This window comes from Mycobacterium celatum, from assembly GCF_002101595.1.
GTDB lineage: Bacteria > Actinomycetota > Actinomycetes > Mycobacteriales > Mycobacteriaceae > Mycobacterium > Mycobacterium celatum.
The window spans coordinates 28,450-42,313 of sequence record NZ_LQOM01000010.1 but is presented as its reverse complement, the minus strand read 5'-3'; the positions used below and the strand labels follow the sequence as shown (position 1 = coordinate 42,313).

At 68.7% G+C, this 13,864-nt stretch carries 14 protein-coding genes; 8 read left to right on the top strand and 6 right to left on the bottom strand.

Annotated features, from left to right (window positions below):
• Positions 1–2 precede the first annotated feature (2 nt).
• The 3 genes from AWB95_RS01245 to AWB95_RS01235 form a co-directional block, all read right to left on the bottom strand.
• The gene (locus AWB95_RS01245; protein WP_062541594.1) at positions 3–329 is read right to left on the bottom strand and encodes a DUF732 domain-containing protein; all 327 of its coding nucleotides are present in this window, start codon (positions 327–329) and stop codon (positions 3–5) included.
• A 63-nt stretch (positions 330–392) separates the two neighbouring features.
• Positions 393–1,058: a response regulator transcription factor gene (locus AWB95_RS01240; protein ID WP_062541593.1), complete on the bottom strand. Its 666-nt coding sequence runs from the start codon at positions 1,056–1,058 to the stop codon at positions 393–395.
• 2 nt (positions 1,059–1,060) lie between these two features.
• Positions 1,061–2,263: a sensor histidine kinase gene (locus AWB95_RS01235; protein ID WP_062541592.1), complete on the bottom strand. Its 1,203-nt coding sequence runs from the start codon at positions 2,261–2,263 to the stop codon at positions 1,061–1,063.
• 133 nt (positions 2,264–2,396) lie between these two features.
• On the opposite strand from AWB95_RS01235, the gene AWB95_RS01230 reads away from it, so the two are divergent.
• Genes AWB95_RS01230 through AWB95_RS01220 form a run of 3 tightly spaced genes read left to right on the top strand, consistent with a single transcriptional unit; the run spans position 2,397 to position 6,383 of the window.
• A complete protein-coding gene (locus tag AWB95_RS01230) occupies positions 2,397–2,723 on the top strand; it encodes a hypothetical protein (RefSeq protein WP_062541591.1) in 327 nt (108 codons plus the stop codon).
• Positions 2,716–5,559, top strand: coding sequence for an MMPL/RND family transporter (locus AWB95_RS01225; RefSeq protein WP_085167479.1), 2,844 nt, complete (start codon positions 2,716–2,718; stop codon positions 5,557–5,559). The genes AWB95_RS01230 and AWB95_RS01225 overlap by 8 nt, the downstream gene beginning before the upstream one ends.
• 20 nt (positions 5,560–5,579) lie before the next feature.
• Entirely contained in the window at positions 5,580–6,383 is an 804-nt protein-coding gene (locus AWB95_RS01220) for a hypothetical protein (protein WP_238600937.1), read from the top strand.
• A 4-nt stretch (positions 6,384–6,387) separates the two neighbouring features.
• On the opposite strand, the gene disA is transcribed toward AWB95_RS01220, so the two are convergent.
• Genes disA through AWB95_RS01205 form a run of 3 tightly spaced genes read right to left on the bottom strand, consistent with a single transcriptional unit; the run spans position 6,388 to position 9,538 of the window.
• A complete protein-coding gene (gene disA, locus AWB95_RS01215; protein WP_085167475.1) occupies positions 6,388–7,497 on the bottom strand; it encodes a DNA integrity scanning diadenylate cyclase DisA in 1,110 nt (369 codons plus the stop codon).
• 14 nt (positions 7,498–7,511) lie between these two features.
• Positions 7,512–8,927 (bottom strand): DNA repair protein RadA, encoded by a 1,416-nt coding sequence (gene radA / locus AWB95_RS01210; RefSeq protein WP_062541703.1) that lies wholly within the window; start codon positions 8,925–8,927, stop codon positions 7,512–7,514.
• 35 nt (positions 8,928–8,962) lie between these two features.
• A complete protein-coding gene (locus tag AWB95_RS01205) occupies positions 8,963–9,538 on the bottom strand; it encodes a copper chaperone PCu(A)C domain-containing protein (protein WP_062541702.1) in 576 nt (191 codons plus the stop codon).
• A gap of 274 nt (positions 9,539–9,812) precedes the next feature.
• Between AWB95_RS01205 and carD the strand changes: the two genes are divergently transcribed.
• From carD to rlmB, 5 genes are all read left to right on the top strand, one after another.
• Complete coding sequence (carD, locus tag AWB95_RS01200) at positions 9,813–10,301, top strand: RNA polymerase-binding transcription factor CarD (RefSeq protein ID WP_045382876.1); 489 nt, start codon at positions 9,813–9,815, stop codon at positions 10,299–10,301.
• A complete protein-coding gene (gene ispD / locus AWB95_RS01195) occupies positions 10,298–10,966 on the top strand; it encodes a 2-C-methyl-D-erythritol 4-phosphate cytidylyltransferase (protein ID WP_062541701.1) in 669 nt (222 codons plus the stop codon). Before carD ends, ispD begins: the two co-directional genes overlap by 4 nt.
• Entirely contained in the window at positions 10,963–11,433 is a 471-nt protein-coding gene (gene ispF, locus AWB95_RS01190; protein ID WP_085167473.1) for a 2-C-methyl-D-erythritol 2,4-cyclodiphosphate synthase, read from the top strand. The genes ispD and ispF overlap by 4 nt, the downstream gene beginning before the upstream one ends.
• A 70-nt stretch (positions 11,434–11,503) precedes the next feature.
• Positions 11,504–12,916: a cysteine--tRNA ligase gene (gene cysS / locus AWB95_RS01185; RefSeq protein WP_062541876.1), complete on the top strand. Its 1,413-nt coding sequence runs from the start codon at positions 11,504–11,506 to the stop codon at positions 12,914–12,916.
• Positions 12,906–13,841 (top strand): 23S rRNA (guanosine(2251)-2'-O)-methyltransferase RlmB, encoded by a 936-nt coding sequence (gene rlmB / locus AWB95_RS01180; RefSeq protein ID WP_085167471.1) that lies wholly within the window; start codon positions 12,906–12,908, stop codon positions 13,839–13,841. The genes cysS and rlmB overlap by 11 nt, the downstream gene beginning before the upstream one ends.
• Positions 13,842–13,864: the final 23 nt, after the last annotated feature.

The following is a 13,864-nucleotide window of genomic DNA, read 5'->3' as shown; positions in this document are numbered from 1 at the left end:
GGTCAGCGTCCGAGTCCCAGGTACTGCGGGCAATAGGCGCTTTCGGCGGCGCTGACGACGAACTCTGCCTGGAAGAGCGACAGGTTCAGCGCGCTCATGACAGGACCCAGCGCTGGGGCCTTCGACCACTTGGGCAACGTGGTGGCCAGCCCCGAAACGTTGTCGCAAACGCCGCGACCCGCTGCGATCAGCTCTCCCGGATCTCCGGTAATGCCCTGATCGGCAAGGGCTTTCAGGAAGGTGCCATCGGCCGAGTCCGCGTATGCGACGGCTGTGGGTGTCAGCGCGATTGCCAGCACCGCCGCGAAGACGCACACGAATATCTTCACGGTCGGTTACGTTAATGAGCCAACCTCAGAACGGGCTGCAAGGTCGTTGTCAACCACCTTGGCTCAACCCGTGTAGCGCGGCGTGACGATGCCGTGGTCGTAGGCGTAGACGATGGCCGCCGCGCGGTCGCGCAGGTTGAGTTTGACGAAGATGCGGCCGATGTGGCTTTTGACAGTCAGCTCGGAAATGCATAGCTCGCCGGCGATTTCGGCGTTCGACCGGCCCTGCCCGACCAGCCGCAGCACGTCGCGCTCACGCGCAGTCAGTTCGGCGACGGCTTCGGGCCGGTGTTCACCGGCGACCCGCCGATAGGTGGATAACACTCGTGAAGTGACAGCCGGGTCGAGGTAGCTGTCGCCTTCTGCGACGGCCCGCACCGCGCGGATCAGCTCCTCGGCCGAGGAATCCTTGAGCACGAATCCCGACGCACCGGCCCGCAGCGCGCCGGAAAGCAGCTCGTCGTCGTTGAACGTGGTCAGCGCCAACACCGGTGGGGAATCGATGGCGGCGAGCCTGCGGGTGGCCTCGATTCCGTCGACCCGCTTCATCCGCAGATCCATCACCACCACGTCGGGGCGATGCTCGGCGACCGCGTCGCAAACCTCGTCGCCGTCAGCGCATTCGGCGACAATGACGAATCCGTCCTTGCGGCGCAGAATCCGGCGGAGACCGGACCTCACCAGATCCTGGTCGTCGACCAGCAAGACGGAAATCTCGGTGGTGTCCATGTCTACAGTGGACACCGTCGCGTTCGGGGGCTCGGGTCGGTCAACGGAATCTCGGCGCGCACCGACCACGCGTTGCCGGACGGCCCGGTGTCGATCACGCCGCCGACCAGCTCCACTCGTTGGCGCATGCCGGACAGCCCGCGACCGCCTTGGGATGCCAGCGCGGCGCCCACCGTCACCGGCACCGCGTTGACCACCGAAAGCGCCGCCGCGGATGGCGAAATCACCAGCTGCACCGTGACTTTCGATTCAGGCGCGTGTTTGGCGACGTTGGCCAGCGATTCCTGGGTGATCCGGTAGAGCGCCAACCCGACCGCCGCCGACACCCGGTCGGGGTTTCCCTCGGCGCGAAGTGTGACCGGCAGTCCGGCCTGGACGAAATCGTCGACGAGATCAGGGATGTCTGCGATTCCGGGCTCGGGGGCCATTTTTGCCGGGCCGGCATCGAGCAACCCGACCGTGCGGCGGATGTCGGCCATCGCCTGGCGGCCCAGCCGCTCGGCATCGGTCAGCGCGTCGACCGCATCGTCGATGTCGCGGTCTTGCTGCAGCGCGTGCCGCGCCCCTGTCACGTGAAGCAGTGTGACGGAAAGGGAATGGGCAATGACGTCGTGCACCTCGCGGGCGATCCGGCGCCGCTCGTCGGCCACGGCGTGCTCGGCCAGATCCGCTTGTAGTTCCTGTTGTTTGACCAGCAATTGGGCCTGGGTGCGCATTTGATGCCCCACAAGCCAACCGAGCGCGACGAAGCTCAGGTATAACGCGACACCATCCAGTCGGTGCGCCGCCGAGGCCGCAATGAGCGTTACCACACCCGACCCGAAGGAAAGTGCCCCCCATACCGTGGGAGCCAGCGACGCGACGCATCCCACCGTCAGCACCAGCATCAGCGGAGCAAAATCCGTTGTAACGGGTGTGGACGTCGTAAACAGCAGGATTGCGCCCGCCGCCCACCATGCCATCCAGACGAATGCCGGATTGAACCCCATGCCCCCCACGAGGAAAAGCACCAACGGTGAAAGGGCGACGAGCGTTGCGAGCGCGGCCGCCGGCAGATCGGCGCTGCTTCGTTGCAGGGTAGACGCAATCAAGACCAGCACCATGGCGGACTCGAATCTGACAACGAACGACCACGAATGGCCGACCGGGATCAGCTCACCCCGCCGTCGGATCAGATCGCGCACAAAATCGATCACGCGCCTCATCGGCCCATCGTAGAAGGGTTTGTGGCCGCGCACATCATGCTACGGACGGACCCTGACTCCGACTGCAGTAGGAGTCGGAAAACCGAACCCAGGCACGACGACGGGCGCGCGGCATTTCCCTAGCGTCACTGACATGACGTGGACACAACTGCACGAGCGAATGGCCTTCATGGCCGATCTGATCGACCGAGCCGCCGAAAACGCCGAGGCGGCAATGTATTTCAACGGTAATCTGCCCGACGTCGAGCGGCTTTTCGGCGGCGAGGAGGGTCTGCTGCTGGCGCTGCAGCAGCGCTGGATGACGGCGGTGACCGCACGGCTGGACAGCGACATCTCGGTCGAACAGGCCCGCGCCGAGATCGCCGCCGCCGAGCCGGGGCTGCGGGCACTGCTGGACGTGGCCGCGCAGCGGTCGCGACGGCTGCGGTCCCTACAGCGCGAGGAGCAAACCGTTGCGTGAACTGCTCGGCCGCGCCGCGCGTTTCACCAGCCGTCACGCGGTTCTGGTCGTGGTCTGCTGGGTTGTCGTGGCCGGACTGGCCAACGTATTGGTGCCGCAATTGGAGCGGGTGGTCGCGTCGCACTCCCGGTCGTTCATGCCGGCGTCAGCGGCGAGCCAGACCGCGGCCACGCGGGCGGCCGAACAGTTCGGCATCGTCCCCAGCAACAACATCAATTACGTTGTGCTGGAACGCGATCAGCCATTGCAACCGACAGATCGTCACTACTACGACGCCCTGGTGTCGGCGTTGCGATCCGACACCGCCCACGTCAACGCCGTCACCGACCTGTGGGCGGTACCGCTCACCGAATCGGCCGCGTTGAGCCATGACCGGCATGCTGCGAACGTGATGCTGCGCCTGTCGGGGATGCTGGGCACCTCGACGGCCGCCGACGCGGTCACCGCGGTCCGCCACACGGTAGCCCGGCTGGCGCCGCCCGAAGGTCTGCATGTCTACGTCACCGGGCCGGGCGCCACCATCTCCGACGAGTTCGCCGCCATCGACCGTCAGATGCTGCTGATCACTGCGGCCACAATCGCGGTGATCCTGGCCTTGCTGCTGATCGTCTACCGCTCACCGATCGCCGCTGCCATCCCGCTGATTACGGTGGGTCTGGCCCTGGCCGTGGCGCGCCCACTGGTGGCGGTGTTGGGGCAGCACGGCGCGGTCGAGGTGTCTCTGTTCTCGGTGGCGCTGATCGCGGCGATGCTGCTCGGTGCGGGAACCGACTACGCGATCTTCATGATCGGTCGCTACCACGAGGGCCGCAGACGCGGAATAGGCTGGGCGGCCGCGCTGGAGCAGGCGTACCGCGGCGTGGCGCCTGTCGTCGTGGGTTCCGCGCTGACGATGGCCGTCGCGTTGGCGTGCCTGAACCTGGCCAAAGTCGGAATGTTCCGCAGCGTCGGAATGCCTTGCGCGATAGGGATTTTAGCGGGGATGGTGGCAGCTCTTACGCTGACCCCGGCGTTGATCAGCCTGGCCGGGCGTCGTGGCCTGCTGGAACCCCGACCGTCGACGATCGCCCGCCGCTGGCGGCGGATCGGGGTGATCGTCGCGCGCTGGCCCGGACCGGTCTTGGTTGCCAGTGGCCTGGTTGTCCTCGTCTTGGCGTTGCCGGTGGTCGGGCTGCGGCCCTGCTGGAACGAACCCGCGGCCACCCCGGCTGGCGCCGATTCCAGCCGCGGGTATCAGGCGACCAACCGGCATTTCCCGGCGAACCAGTTGTTTCCCGATGTGGTGACCGTCGGGGCCGACCACGACCTGCGCAATCCCGCGGGCCTGATCGCCATCGAGCGGATCAGCCGCCAGGTCATGGCGATACCGGGTGTGCGGATGGTGCAATCGGCGAGCCGACCGGTCGGCACGGTGCCCGACGAGGCGACCCTGAGTCATCAGGCTGGCCTGCTCGGCGAGCGATTCGGCGCGGGCATCGATTCGCTGGTGCAACGGCTCCAGCGGGTGGGTGATCTGGACGCCATGTTGTCGCGGATGGCCGCGACGGTGGACCAGCTGGGCCGGGGCATGGCCGGCAGCGCCGCGGGTCTGGGCGAAATCAACTCGGGCGCCGACGATATGCGGGCCGGTTTGGACGGTTTGCAGACCAGCATCAGTACCGTGTCGGAGTACCTGGACCCGTTGCGCGGATTCGTCAGCAACACCGCCGACTGCCCGGCGAACCCGATTTGCTCGGTGGTGGCGCGCGTCGTCGAGCCCGTCGACGCCGTGGTCCATAGCTCGGCCGAATTATCAAGCGGGGCAGTCAAATTGACGTCAGGATCGGGCACGGCGACGGCGGGTTTGGCCGGGCTGCCACGGACCTTGCAGTCGATGCGCGACGTGCTCGGCCAGGCCCGGGCCGCCACCGGCGAGCTGCGGGAAACCATGGGGTCGCTCGGCCCGCAGGTGCGTGAGCTCACCGATTACCTGCGCGAGCTGGACGCCGGTTTCCGCAGCAGCGCCGCGGGCGGCTTCTACCTGCCGTCGCGCGCCCTCTCGGACCCGAGATACCGAGAAGTGTTGAAATACTTGATGTCTGCCGACGGACGCGCAACCTATCTGCTGGTCTACGGCGACCACAACGAGTGGGGGGCCGACGGCGCGCGGCGCGCCGAGCAGGTCCGCACCGCGGTCGCCGAAGCCACCAAGGAGGGCACGCTGACGCCTACGGAGGTGGACCTGGCCGGGGTCGGCCCGGTGACCAGCGATCTGCAGGTCTTCGTCGCCCACGACTTCCGGCTGCTGGTGGTGGCGACGCTGGCGCTGATCTTCTTGATCGTCGCGATGATGCTGCGCAGCCCGGTGGCGGCAGCGGCGGTGATGGGAACGGTCATCGTCTCGTATACCTCGGCGGTGGCGGTCAGCGGCCTGGTGTGCCGGTACCTGCTTGGTCAGGAAATGCATTGGGCGGTCGCGCCGATCGCGTTCATCGCGTTGGTGGCCGTCGGCGCCGATTACAACCTGTTGTTGGCGATGCGGATCCGCGAGGAGGTCCGCGCCGGTATCGGGACCGGCATCGTGCGTGCCTTCGCCGGCACCGGCGGGGTGGTGACGACAGCCGGCGTCGTCTTCGGGATCACGATGTTCGCCCTGATGGCCAGCACCGTGCAGCCCGTCGCGCAGACCGGGCTGACCGTCGGTGTCGGACTGCTGCTGGACACTTTGATCGTCCGGACGTTCCTGCTTCCCGCTCTGGTGGCGCTGCTGAATCGGTGGTTTTGGTGGCCCCGCCGGGTCACCGTCCACCGGACCAGCCTCGCGACACGCCGAGAACGGTCGCTCGTGTCAGTGTGACCTGGGCTTACGGTGTGAATGTGCTGGATCTGGAACCGCAAGGCCCGTTGCCGCCGGAGATCTACTGGCGGCGCAGGGGGCTTGCGCTGGGCATCGCGGTCGTCGTGATCGGAATAGTGGTCGCGACCATCGTCGCGATCATGAGCAGCAACGCGGGCGCCAAGACCACCGACAAGCCCAGTGCCGCGCCGCCGGCGAAGTCGCCGATTCAGCAGCCCCAGGTCGAGACGCCGGTGACGCCGCCGGCAGCGCAGAACCAAGCCCCCTCCGAGACGCCGACCGCGGCCGTTCAGCCGCCGCCGGTGCTCAAGGAGGGCGACGACTGCCCCGACTCGACGCTGGCCGTCAAGGGTCTGACCAACGCGCCCCAATACGTGATCGGCGACCAGCCGAAGTTCACCATGGTCGTCACGAACATCGGGCTGGTGGCCTGCAAACGCGACGTGGGTGCCGCGGTGCTGGCCGCCTACGTGTATTCGCTGGACAACAAGCGGCTGTGGTCCAACCTGGATTGCGCGCCGTCCAACGAGACGCTGGTGAAGACCTTTGCGCCGGGAGAACAGGTGACCACGGCGGTGACCTGGACCGGCATGGGGTCCGCGCCGCACTGCCCGCTACCGCGCCAGCCGATCGGACCGGGCACCTACAACCTCGTGGTGCAGCTGGGCAACCTGCGCTCGGCGCCGGTGCCGTTCATCCTGGCCGAGCCAGGACCGCCGGGCGCACCGGGTGCGCCGCCGCCCGGGACCCCGCCGCCGCCGGGCTTGCCCGCGCCCGGTGAGCTGGGCCCACCGCCCGGCCCGGCCGCTCCCGGCGGCAACTGAGTAGCTACCTGATCGGGTCGGCGATGGTCTCGGCCAGGTGCGAGAGCCCCTCGCGCACGTGCCGGGCCCACATCTCGCCGATGCCCTCCACCGACTGCAGGTCGCGGGCGCTGGCCGCCAGGAGCCCCTGCAGCGAGCCGAACTCGCGGACCAGCCGGTCGACGTGGGCGAACTGCAACCGCGGGATACCGGCCATCGCGCGGTAGCCGCGGGGGCTCATCGACGAGTCCTGGGCTTCGGCCGTGGACGGGTATCCGAAAACCTTTGCCAGCACGGTGAAGTCGAGAAGCTCGGTGTCCGAGAGGGCGTCCAGCTCGTCGAGTGTGGCGGTGACCTCGGCCACCGACAGCGGCTCGGGGTTGGCGTGGTAGTCGCGCACGATCAGCTCGCGCGCGGTGTCGTTACCGCCGAGCAGCTCCTCGAGCTGCAGCCGCAGCTGACGACCGTCGGTGCCCAGTTCGACGACGTCGTAGTCGATCACCAGGCCGATCCGCCGGACCAACTCCAGCCGCTGCACCACGGTCATCACCTCGCGCAGCGTGACGAAGTCTTCGATCTCCGCCCTGCAGAGTTGGCGGCTGACCTCGTCGAGCCGGATTTTGTAGCGCTCCAGGGTGGCGATGGCCTGGTTTGCCCGCGACAGGATGGTCGCCGAGTCGGCCAGCACGTGGCGCTCGCCGGCGACGTAGACGGTCACGATGTTCATCGAGTGGCTGACCGAGATCACCGGGTAGCCGGTCTGGATGGCGGCCCGCTCGGCGGAGCGATGCCGGGTGCCGGACTCGTCGGTGGGTATCGACGGGTCGGGCACCAGCTGCACGTTGGCGCGCAGGATGCGGCTGCCGTCGGTGGACAGCACGACGGCCCCGTCCATTTTGCACAGCTCGCGCAGCCGGGTCGGCGCGTAGCGGACGTCGAGGGAGAAGCCGCCGTCGCAGATGGCTTCCACGCTGTCGTCGTAGCCGAGCACGATCAGGGCACCAGTGCGGCCGCGCAGGATGCGCTCCAGGCCGTCGCGCAGGGCGGTGCCCGGCGCCAGCCAGCCGACGGCCTCACGCAGGGTGGGGCGCGCCGCCGGCACCACGCCGATTCTGGTCGCCTTGCTCGCAGTCATCACCAGCCATTGTGCTATGCGGGCGGCGGATCAAGCAGGCGCAGTGACGGTGGTGTGTTGCCGGCGTGGTCGACGATGTCGAGCATGTGGTGCAGCGCCGCCACGATGGTGGGCGCCTCCAGGACCCGCAAACCAGTCGGCGCCGCGCCGCATCCGGGCGGAATCAAGGCGGTGGTGAAGCCCTGCCGGACCGCTTCGGCCAGCCGGCGGTCCATCCCGGCGACCCGGCGCAGGTCGCCCGCCAACCCGACCTCGCCGATCATCACCGCCGTGGTGGGCAGCGGCAGGCTCGCGTAGGCCGAAGCCAATGCGGTGGCCACCGCCAGGTCGGTCGACGGGTCGGTCAACCGCATTCCGCCGACAGTGGAAAGGAAGGTGTCGTTGACCGAAATCCTCAGTCGTGCATGCTTTTCCAGCACTGCGATGATCATCGCGGCCCGGGCATGGTCGATGCCGCTGACGGCGCGCCGGGGACGGCCATCGGCCGGCGTGGCCAGCAGCGCCTGGACCTCGCCGACTAGCGGACGCTTGCCGTCGAGCGTCACCGTGATAGCGGTTCCCGGAACCGGGTGCGGCCGCTGATCCAGGAACAGGCCCGAAGGGTCGGTGACGCCGTCGATGCCGCCGTCGTGCAGGAGGAAGCAGCCGACTTCGTCGGCGGCGCCGAACCGGTTCTTGATCCCGCGAACCATGCGCAGCGCGGAGTTGCGGTCGCCCTCGAAGTGCAGCACCACGTCGACCAGGTGCTCCAGCGAGCGCGGCCCGGCGATGGCGCCGTCCTTGGTGACGTGGCCGACCAGGATCGTCGCCACCCCGGTGGTCTTGGCCGCGGACGTCAGCGCGGTGGTCACCGCGCGCACCTGGTTGACCCCGCCGGTGACACCGTCGGCCTCGGTGCTCGACATGGTCTGCACGGAGTCCACCACGACCAGCGTGGGCTGCACGACGTCGATGTGGCCGAGCACCGCGTGCAGGTCGGACTCGGCTGCCAGGAAAACCTCGTCGTGGCTGCAGGCGGTGCGGTCGGCGCGCATCCGGATCTGCCCGAGGGACTCCTCGCCGGACACGTACAACGCCCGGCGACCTGATTGCGCCCATTGGTGGGCGACCTGCAGCAGCAACGTCGACTTGCCTACCCCCGGGTCGCCCGCCAGCAACGTCACCGAGCCGGGCACCACACCGCCGCCGAGCACCCGGTCGAGCTCGTCAACTCCGGTGGGGCAGTGCCGGGCGCTACGCGGCTCGATCGAGCTGATCGGCACGGCCGCCGAGGCCGGCGCTACCGAGCGACGGGCATTGCCGCTGACGGCAGACAGCATCGCCACCTCGTCGACGGTGCCCCAGGTACCGCATTCCGCGCAGCGGCCCACCCACTTGGCGGTGACGTGGTGGCATTCCGAACAGCGGTATTGCGAACGCGCCTTGGCCACGGACCGACGGTATCCGCCGGGTACGACATCGGGGCCTAAGGATGCTGGGCCGGCACCGGTGTTTCGCTCTTGCGCGGGGCCAGTCCGGCCGAAATCGGCACCGGCACGCTGGTGCTGCCCGCCTTCTCGAAAATGAAGGTGAAGTTGTAGGTGAGGCCGTTGGTGATCGGCTTGGTCAACGCCACGGTCGCCTTCGCGGTGTGAGCGGGCTCGACGGCGTTGACGGCCTTGATGTTCTGACCGTCGGCGGTACCGACGAACAGCATCCCGGCCGACGGCAGCCGGGTGTCGCCGGACAGCGTCACGGTGCCGATGTCGGTGGTGATGGCGACCAGTTTGTCGGCGGTATCCGGCGATTGGTTGCTGACCACCGCTACCAGGTCCACCGACTGGCCCGGCCGCAGGAAGTCGCCCGTCTGCACCGCCTGGATGTGGACATTGCGCAGCGCGACGTCGTGGACCGCCGCCGAAGCGCCGTCGACGGCGGGGACCTGGGCGGCGGTCTGGGAGAGCTGGCCGCTGCCGCAGCCGGTGAACACGAGGCTGGCCGCCAGGGCGCCGGCGGCCAGGGCAGCGACGGTCGTCGAGCGGCGGTTGTCTAAGCGGTTCACTCAAAGCCTCCTGCTCGGCCTCGTCGCAGTTCGACTATGCAGAGTAGTAGGTCGGTTGGGTGGGCGGAAGCGCAGGGCGCTGGAGGTCGCTCGGGGCAGCGCAGTACGATCTTTCGGTGCGCTCTGCCGGGTTCCCAAAAGATCGGTGCCATGCACGAATTCAGCCTTCTGTCAACCCCCACTCTTCGCGTGCGGTGCCCCTGACCTGCACCGTTGTTCCGCGCGTGTCGAGGCGGCGTGTTAGGATTGAACCAACGAAAGGGGCTCGAACCAGATGATTTTCAAGGTCGGTGACACCGTTGTCTATCCACACCACGGTGCTGCGCTAATCGAGGCGATCGAAACCCGGACCATCAAAGGCGAACAAAAGGAATATCTCGTCTTGAAAGTGGCGCAGGGCGACCTCACAGTTCGAGTCCCTGCCGAGAACGCCGAGTACGTCGGCGTCCGCGATGTGGTTGGACAGGAAGGCCTCGACAAGGTGTTCCAGGTGCTGCGCGCACCGCACACCGAGGAGCCCACCAACTGGTCCCGCCGCTACAAGGCCAACCTGGAGAAACTTGCCTCCGGCGACGTCAACAAGGTCGCCGAGGTCGTGCGTGACCTGTGGCGCCGCGACCAGGAGCGCGGCCTGTCCGCCGGCGAGAAGCGCATGCTGGCCAAGGCGCGGCAGATCCTGGTCGGAGAGCTGGCCCTGGCTGAAAGCACCGATGACGCCAAGGCGGAGACCATCCTCGACGAGGTTTTGGCCGCAGCCTCCTGACTGTGACGGGCACGGTCGCGGTAGTCCCGGCCGCTGGATCGGGTGAGCGGCTGGCCGCGGGTGTTCCCAAAGCGTTCTTTCACCTCGACGGGCGAACCCTCGTCGAACGGGCCGTCACCGGCCTGCTGGAATCCGGAGTGGTCGATCGCGTGGTGGTGGCGGTGCCTGCGGATCGCACCGACCAGGGCAAGCTGATCCTGGGTCACGTCGCGACGATCGTGGCCGGCGGGGCCAACCGCAGCGAGTCGGTCGCGCGAGCATTGGCGGCCGCCGGCGAACCGGAGTTTGTGCTGGTCCATGACGCTGCGCGGGCCTTGACGCCCCCGCAGCTGGTTGTCCGCGTGGTCGAGGCGCTGCGGTCCGGTCACTCGGCCGTCGTGCCCGCCCTGCCGGTGCCCGACACCATCAAGGCCGTCGACGCCAACGGGGTGGTTCTGGGTACGCCGGAGCGGGCCGGTCTGCGGGCGGTGCAGACCCCGCAGGGGTTTGCCACCGAACTGCTGCAGCGTGCTTACGAGCGGGCTGCAACGGCTGATTTCACCGACGACGCGTCGATGGTCGAGCACATCGGTGGGCAGGTCTACGTGGTCGACGGCGACCCGCTGGCTTTCAAGATCACCACCCGGCTGGACCTCCTGTTGGCGCAAGCGATCGTCAACCAATGAACGTCCGGATCGGTCTGGGCACCGACGTGCACCCGATCGAGCGGGGGCGGCCATGTTGGCTGCTCGGCCTGTTTTTCCCCGACGCTGACGGCTGCGCCGGACACTCCGACGGCGACGTCGCCGCGCACGCGCTGTGCGACGCGCTGTTGTCCGCAGCCGGGCTCGGCGATATCGGCAGCGTGTTCGGTGTCGACGAGCCCCGGTGGGCCGGCGTCAGCGGGGCCGACATGCTGCGCCACGTCGCCGATCTCATCGGGTCCGGCGGGTGGCGCCTGGGCAACGCCGCCGTCCAGGTCATCGGAAACCGTCCGAAAGTCGGCCCGCGCCGCGCCGAGGCGCAGGAGCTGCTGTCCGGGTTGCTGGGCGCGCCCGTGTCGGTGTCGGCCACCACGACCGACGGCCTGGGCCTCACCGGCCGCGGCGAGGGACTGGCGGCCATAGCAACGGCGCTCCTGGTCCGGCGGTGACCGCAAGCGCGGCGAAGCCGGGCGCAGCGGGTCGCCGCCAGCAACCTTGCGGCCGGTAAGCTGGCACGTCGTGACCGATCGCGCCCAGCTGCGGCTACACGACACGGCTACCGGCGCCGTGCGTGATTTCGTCCCGGTGCGGCCGGGCCACGTCTCCATCTATCTGTGCGGCGCCACCGTGCAGGGCCTGCCGCACATCGGCCATGTCCGCAGCGGGGTGGCCTTCGACATCTTGCGTCGCTGGCTGATGGCCCGCGGCTACGACGTCGCGTTCATCCGCAACGTCACCGACATCGACGACAAGATCCTCAACAAGGCCGCCGCCGCCGGCCGGCCGTGGTGGGAATGGGCGGCCACCTACGAACGGGCGTTCACCTCCGCCTACGACGCGCTGGGCGTCTTGCCGCCGTCGGCCGAGCCGCGCGCCACCGGGCACATCACCCAGATGATCGAGCTGATCGAGCGGCTGATCTGCACCGGCCACGCCTACCCCGGCAACGGCGACGTGTACTTCGACGTGCTGAGCTACCCCGAGTACGGGCAGCTCTCCGGGCACCGGATCGACGACGTCCACCAGGGCGAGGGCGTGGCCAGCGGCAAGCGCGACCAACGCGACTTCACACTGTGGAAGGGCGCCAAGCCCGGCGAGCCGTCCTGGCCCACCCCGTGGGGGCGGGGGCGGCCCGGCTGGCATTTGGAATGCTCGGCAATGGCCCGCACCTACCTCGGCCCGGAGTTCGACATCCATTGCGGCGGAATGGATTTGGTATTCCCGCATCATGAGAACGAGATCGCGCAGAGCTGCGCGGCCGGCGACCGGTTTGCCCGCTACTGGTTGCACAACGGCTGGGTCACGATGGGCGGCGAGAAGATGAGCAAGTCGCTGGGCAACGTGCTGGCCATCCCGGCGATGCTGGAGCGGGTGCGGGCCGCCGAGCTGCGTTACTACCTCGGCAGCGCCCACTACCGCTCGATGCTGGAATTCTCCGAGACCGCCCTGCAGGACGCGGTCAAGGCCTACCTCGGCATAGAGGACTTCCTGCACCGGGTGCGCAACCGGGTTGGTGCCGTCGTGCCCGGGCAGTGGACCCCGCGGTTCGCCGAAGCACTCGACGACGATCTTGCGGTGCCGATCGCGCTGGCCGAAGTGCACCATGCGCGCGCGGAGGGCAACCGGGCGCTCGACGCCGGTGACCACGAAGGCGCGCTGGCCCATGCCGCCGCGATCCGGGCGATGATGGGCGTCCTGGGCTGCGACCCGCTCGACGAGCGGTGGGAATCCCACGACGAGGCCTCGGCCGCGCTGGCCGCCCTCGACGTGCTGGTGCGCTCCGAGCTGGAACGCCGCGAGAAGGCCCGCGAGCAGCGCGACTGGGCACTGGCCGACGAGATCCGCAACCGGCTCAAGGACGCCGGCATCGAGGTCACCGACACCGCCGACGGACCGCAGTGGTCACTGGGGGCCGAAACTGATGCCCGGTAATTCGCGGCGCCGCGGCGCGGTCCGCAAACCCGGCACCAAGAAGGGTCCGACCGTCGGCTCGGGGGGCGTGCGCCGGCGGGGGCTGGAGGGCCGGGGCGCGACGCCGCCGGCACACATGCGGCCCAACCATCCGGCCGCCAAGCGCGCCGCCAAGCAACGTCCGCATCGGCCGGCCAAACACACCCGGGACGAGGTCGAGACGGTGCTCGGCCGCAACCCCGTCCTGGAATGCCTGCGGGCCGGTGTGCCGGCCACCGCGCTCTACGTTGCGCTCGGTGCTCAGGCAGACGAGCGGCTCACCGAATCCGTCACCCGCGCAGCCGATTCCGGTATTGCGATCCTCGAGGTGCCGCGCGCAGACCTGGACCGGATGACCACCAACGGCCTGCACCAGGGCATCGCGCTGCAGGTTCCGCCGTACGACTATGCCCATCCCGACGACCTGCTTGCGGCGGCGATGGAATCCCAGCCCGCACTGCTGGTTGCGCTGGACAACATCTCCGACCCGCGCAACCTGGGTGCGATCGTGCGGTCGGTGGCCGCGTTCGCCGGTCATGGCGTGCTGATCCCGCAGCGGCGCTCGGCCTCGGTGACGGCGGTGGCGTGGCGGACCAGCGCGGGCGCGGCTGCCCGGGTCCCCATTGCGCGGGCAACCAATCTGACTCGCACGCTCAAGGATTGGGCCGATCGCGGTGTGCAGCTGGTCGGGTTGGACGCCGACGGCGACACCACACTCGACGACCTCGACGGCACTGGCCCGGTGGCCGTGGTGGTCGGATCGGAAGGCAAGGGGCTCTCCCGGCTGGTACGGGAGAACTGCGACGCGGTGGTGTCGATCCCGATGGCCGGACCCGCCGAGTCGCTGAATGCCTCGGTGGCGGCCGGGGTGGTGCTCGCCGAAATCGCGCGCCAGCGCAGGGGGTAGCTTCCTCTGAGCGAGCAGACGCA

Coding starts and splice junctions, on each gene's coding strand:
- AWB95_RS01240 (WP_062541593.1), bottom strand. CDS start 1,058: ATGGACACCACCGAGATTTCCGTCTTGCTGGTCGACGACCAGGATCTG.
- AWB95_RS01235 (WP_062541592.1), bottom strand. CDS start 2,263: ATGAGGCGCGTGATCGATTTTGTGCGCGATCTGATCCGACGGCGGGGT.
- AWB95_RS01230 (WP_062541591.1), top strand. CDS start 2,397: ATGACGTGGACACAACTGCACGAGCGAATGGCCTTCATGGCCGATCTG.
- disA (WP_085167475.1), bottom strand. CDS start 7,497: ATGACTGCGAGCAAGGCGACCAGAATCGGCGTGGTGCCGGCGGCGCGC.
- carD (WP_045382876.1), top strand. CDS start 9,813: ATGATTTTCAAGGTCGGTGACACCGTTGTCTATCCACACCACGGTGCT.
- ispF (WP_085167473.1), top strand. CDS start 10,963: ATGAACGTCCGGATCGGTCTGGGCACCGACGTGCACCCGATCGAGCGG.
- rlmB (WP_085167471.1), top strand. CDS start 12,906: ATGCCCGGTAATTCGCGGCGCCGCGGCGCGGTCCGCAAACCCGGCACC.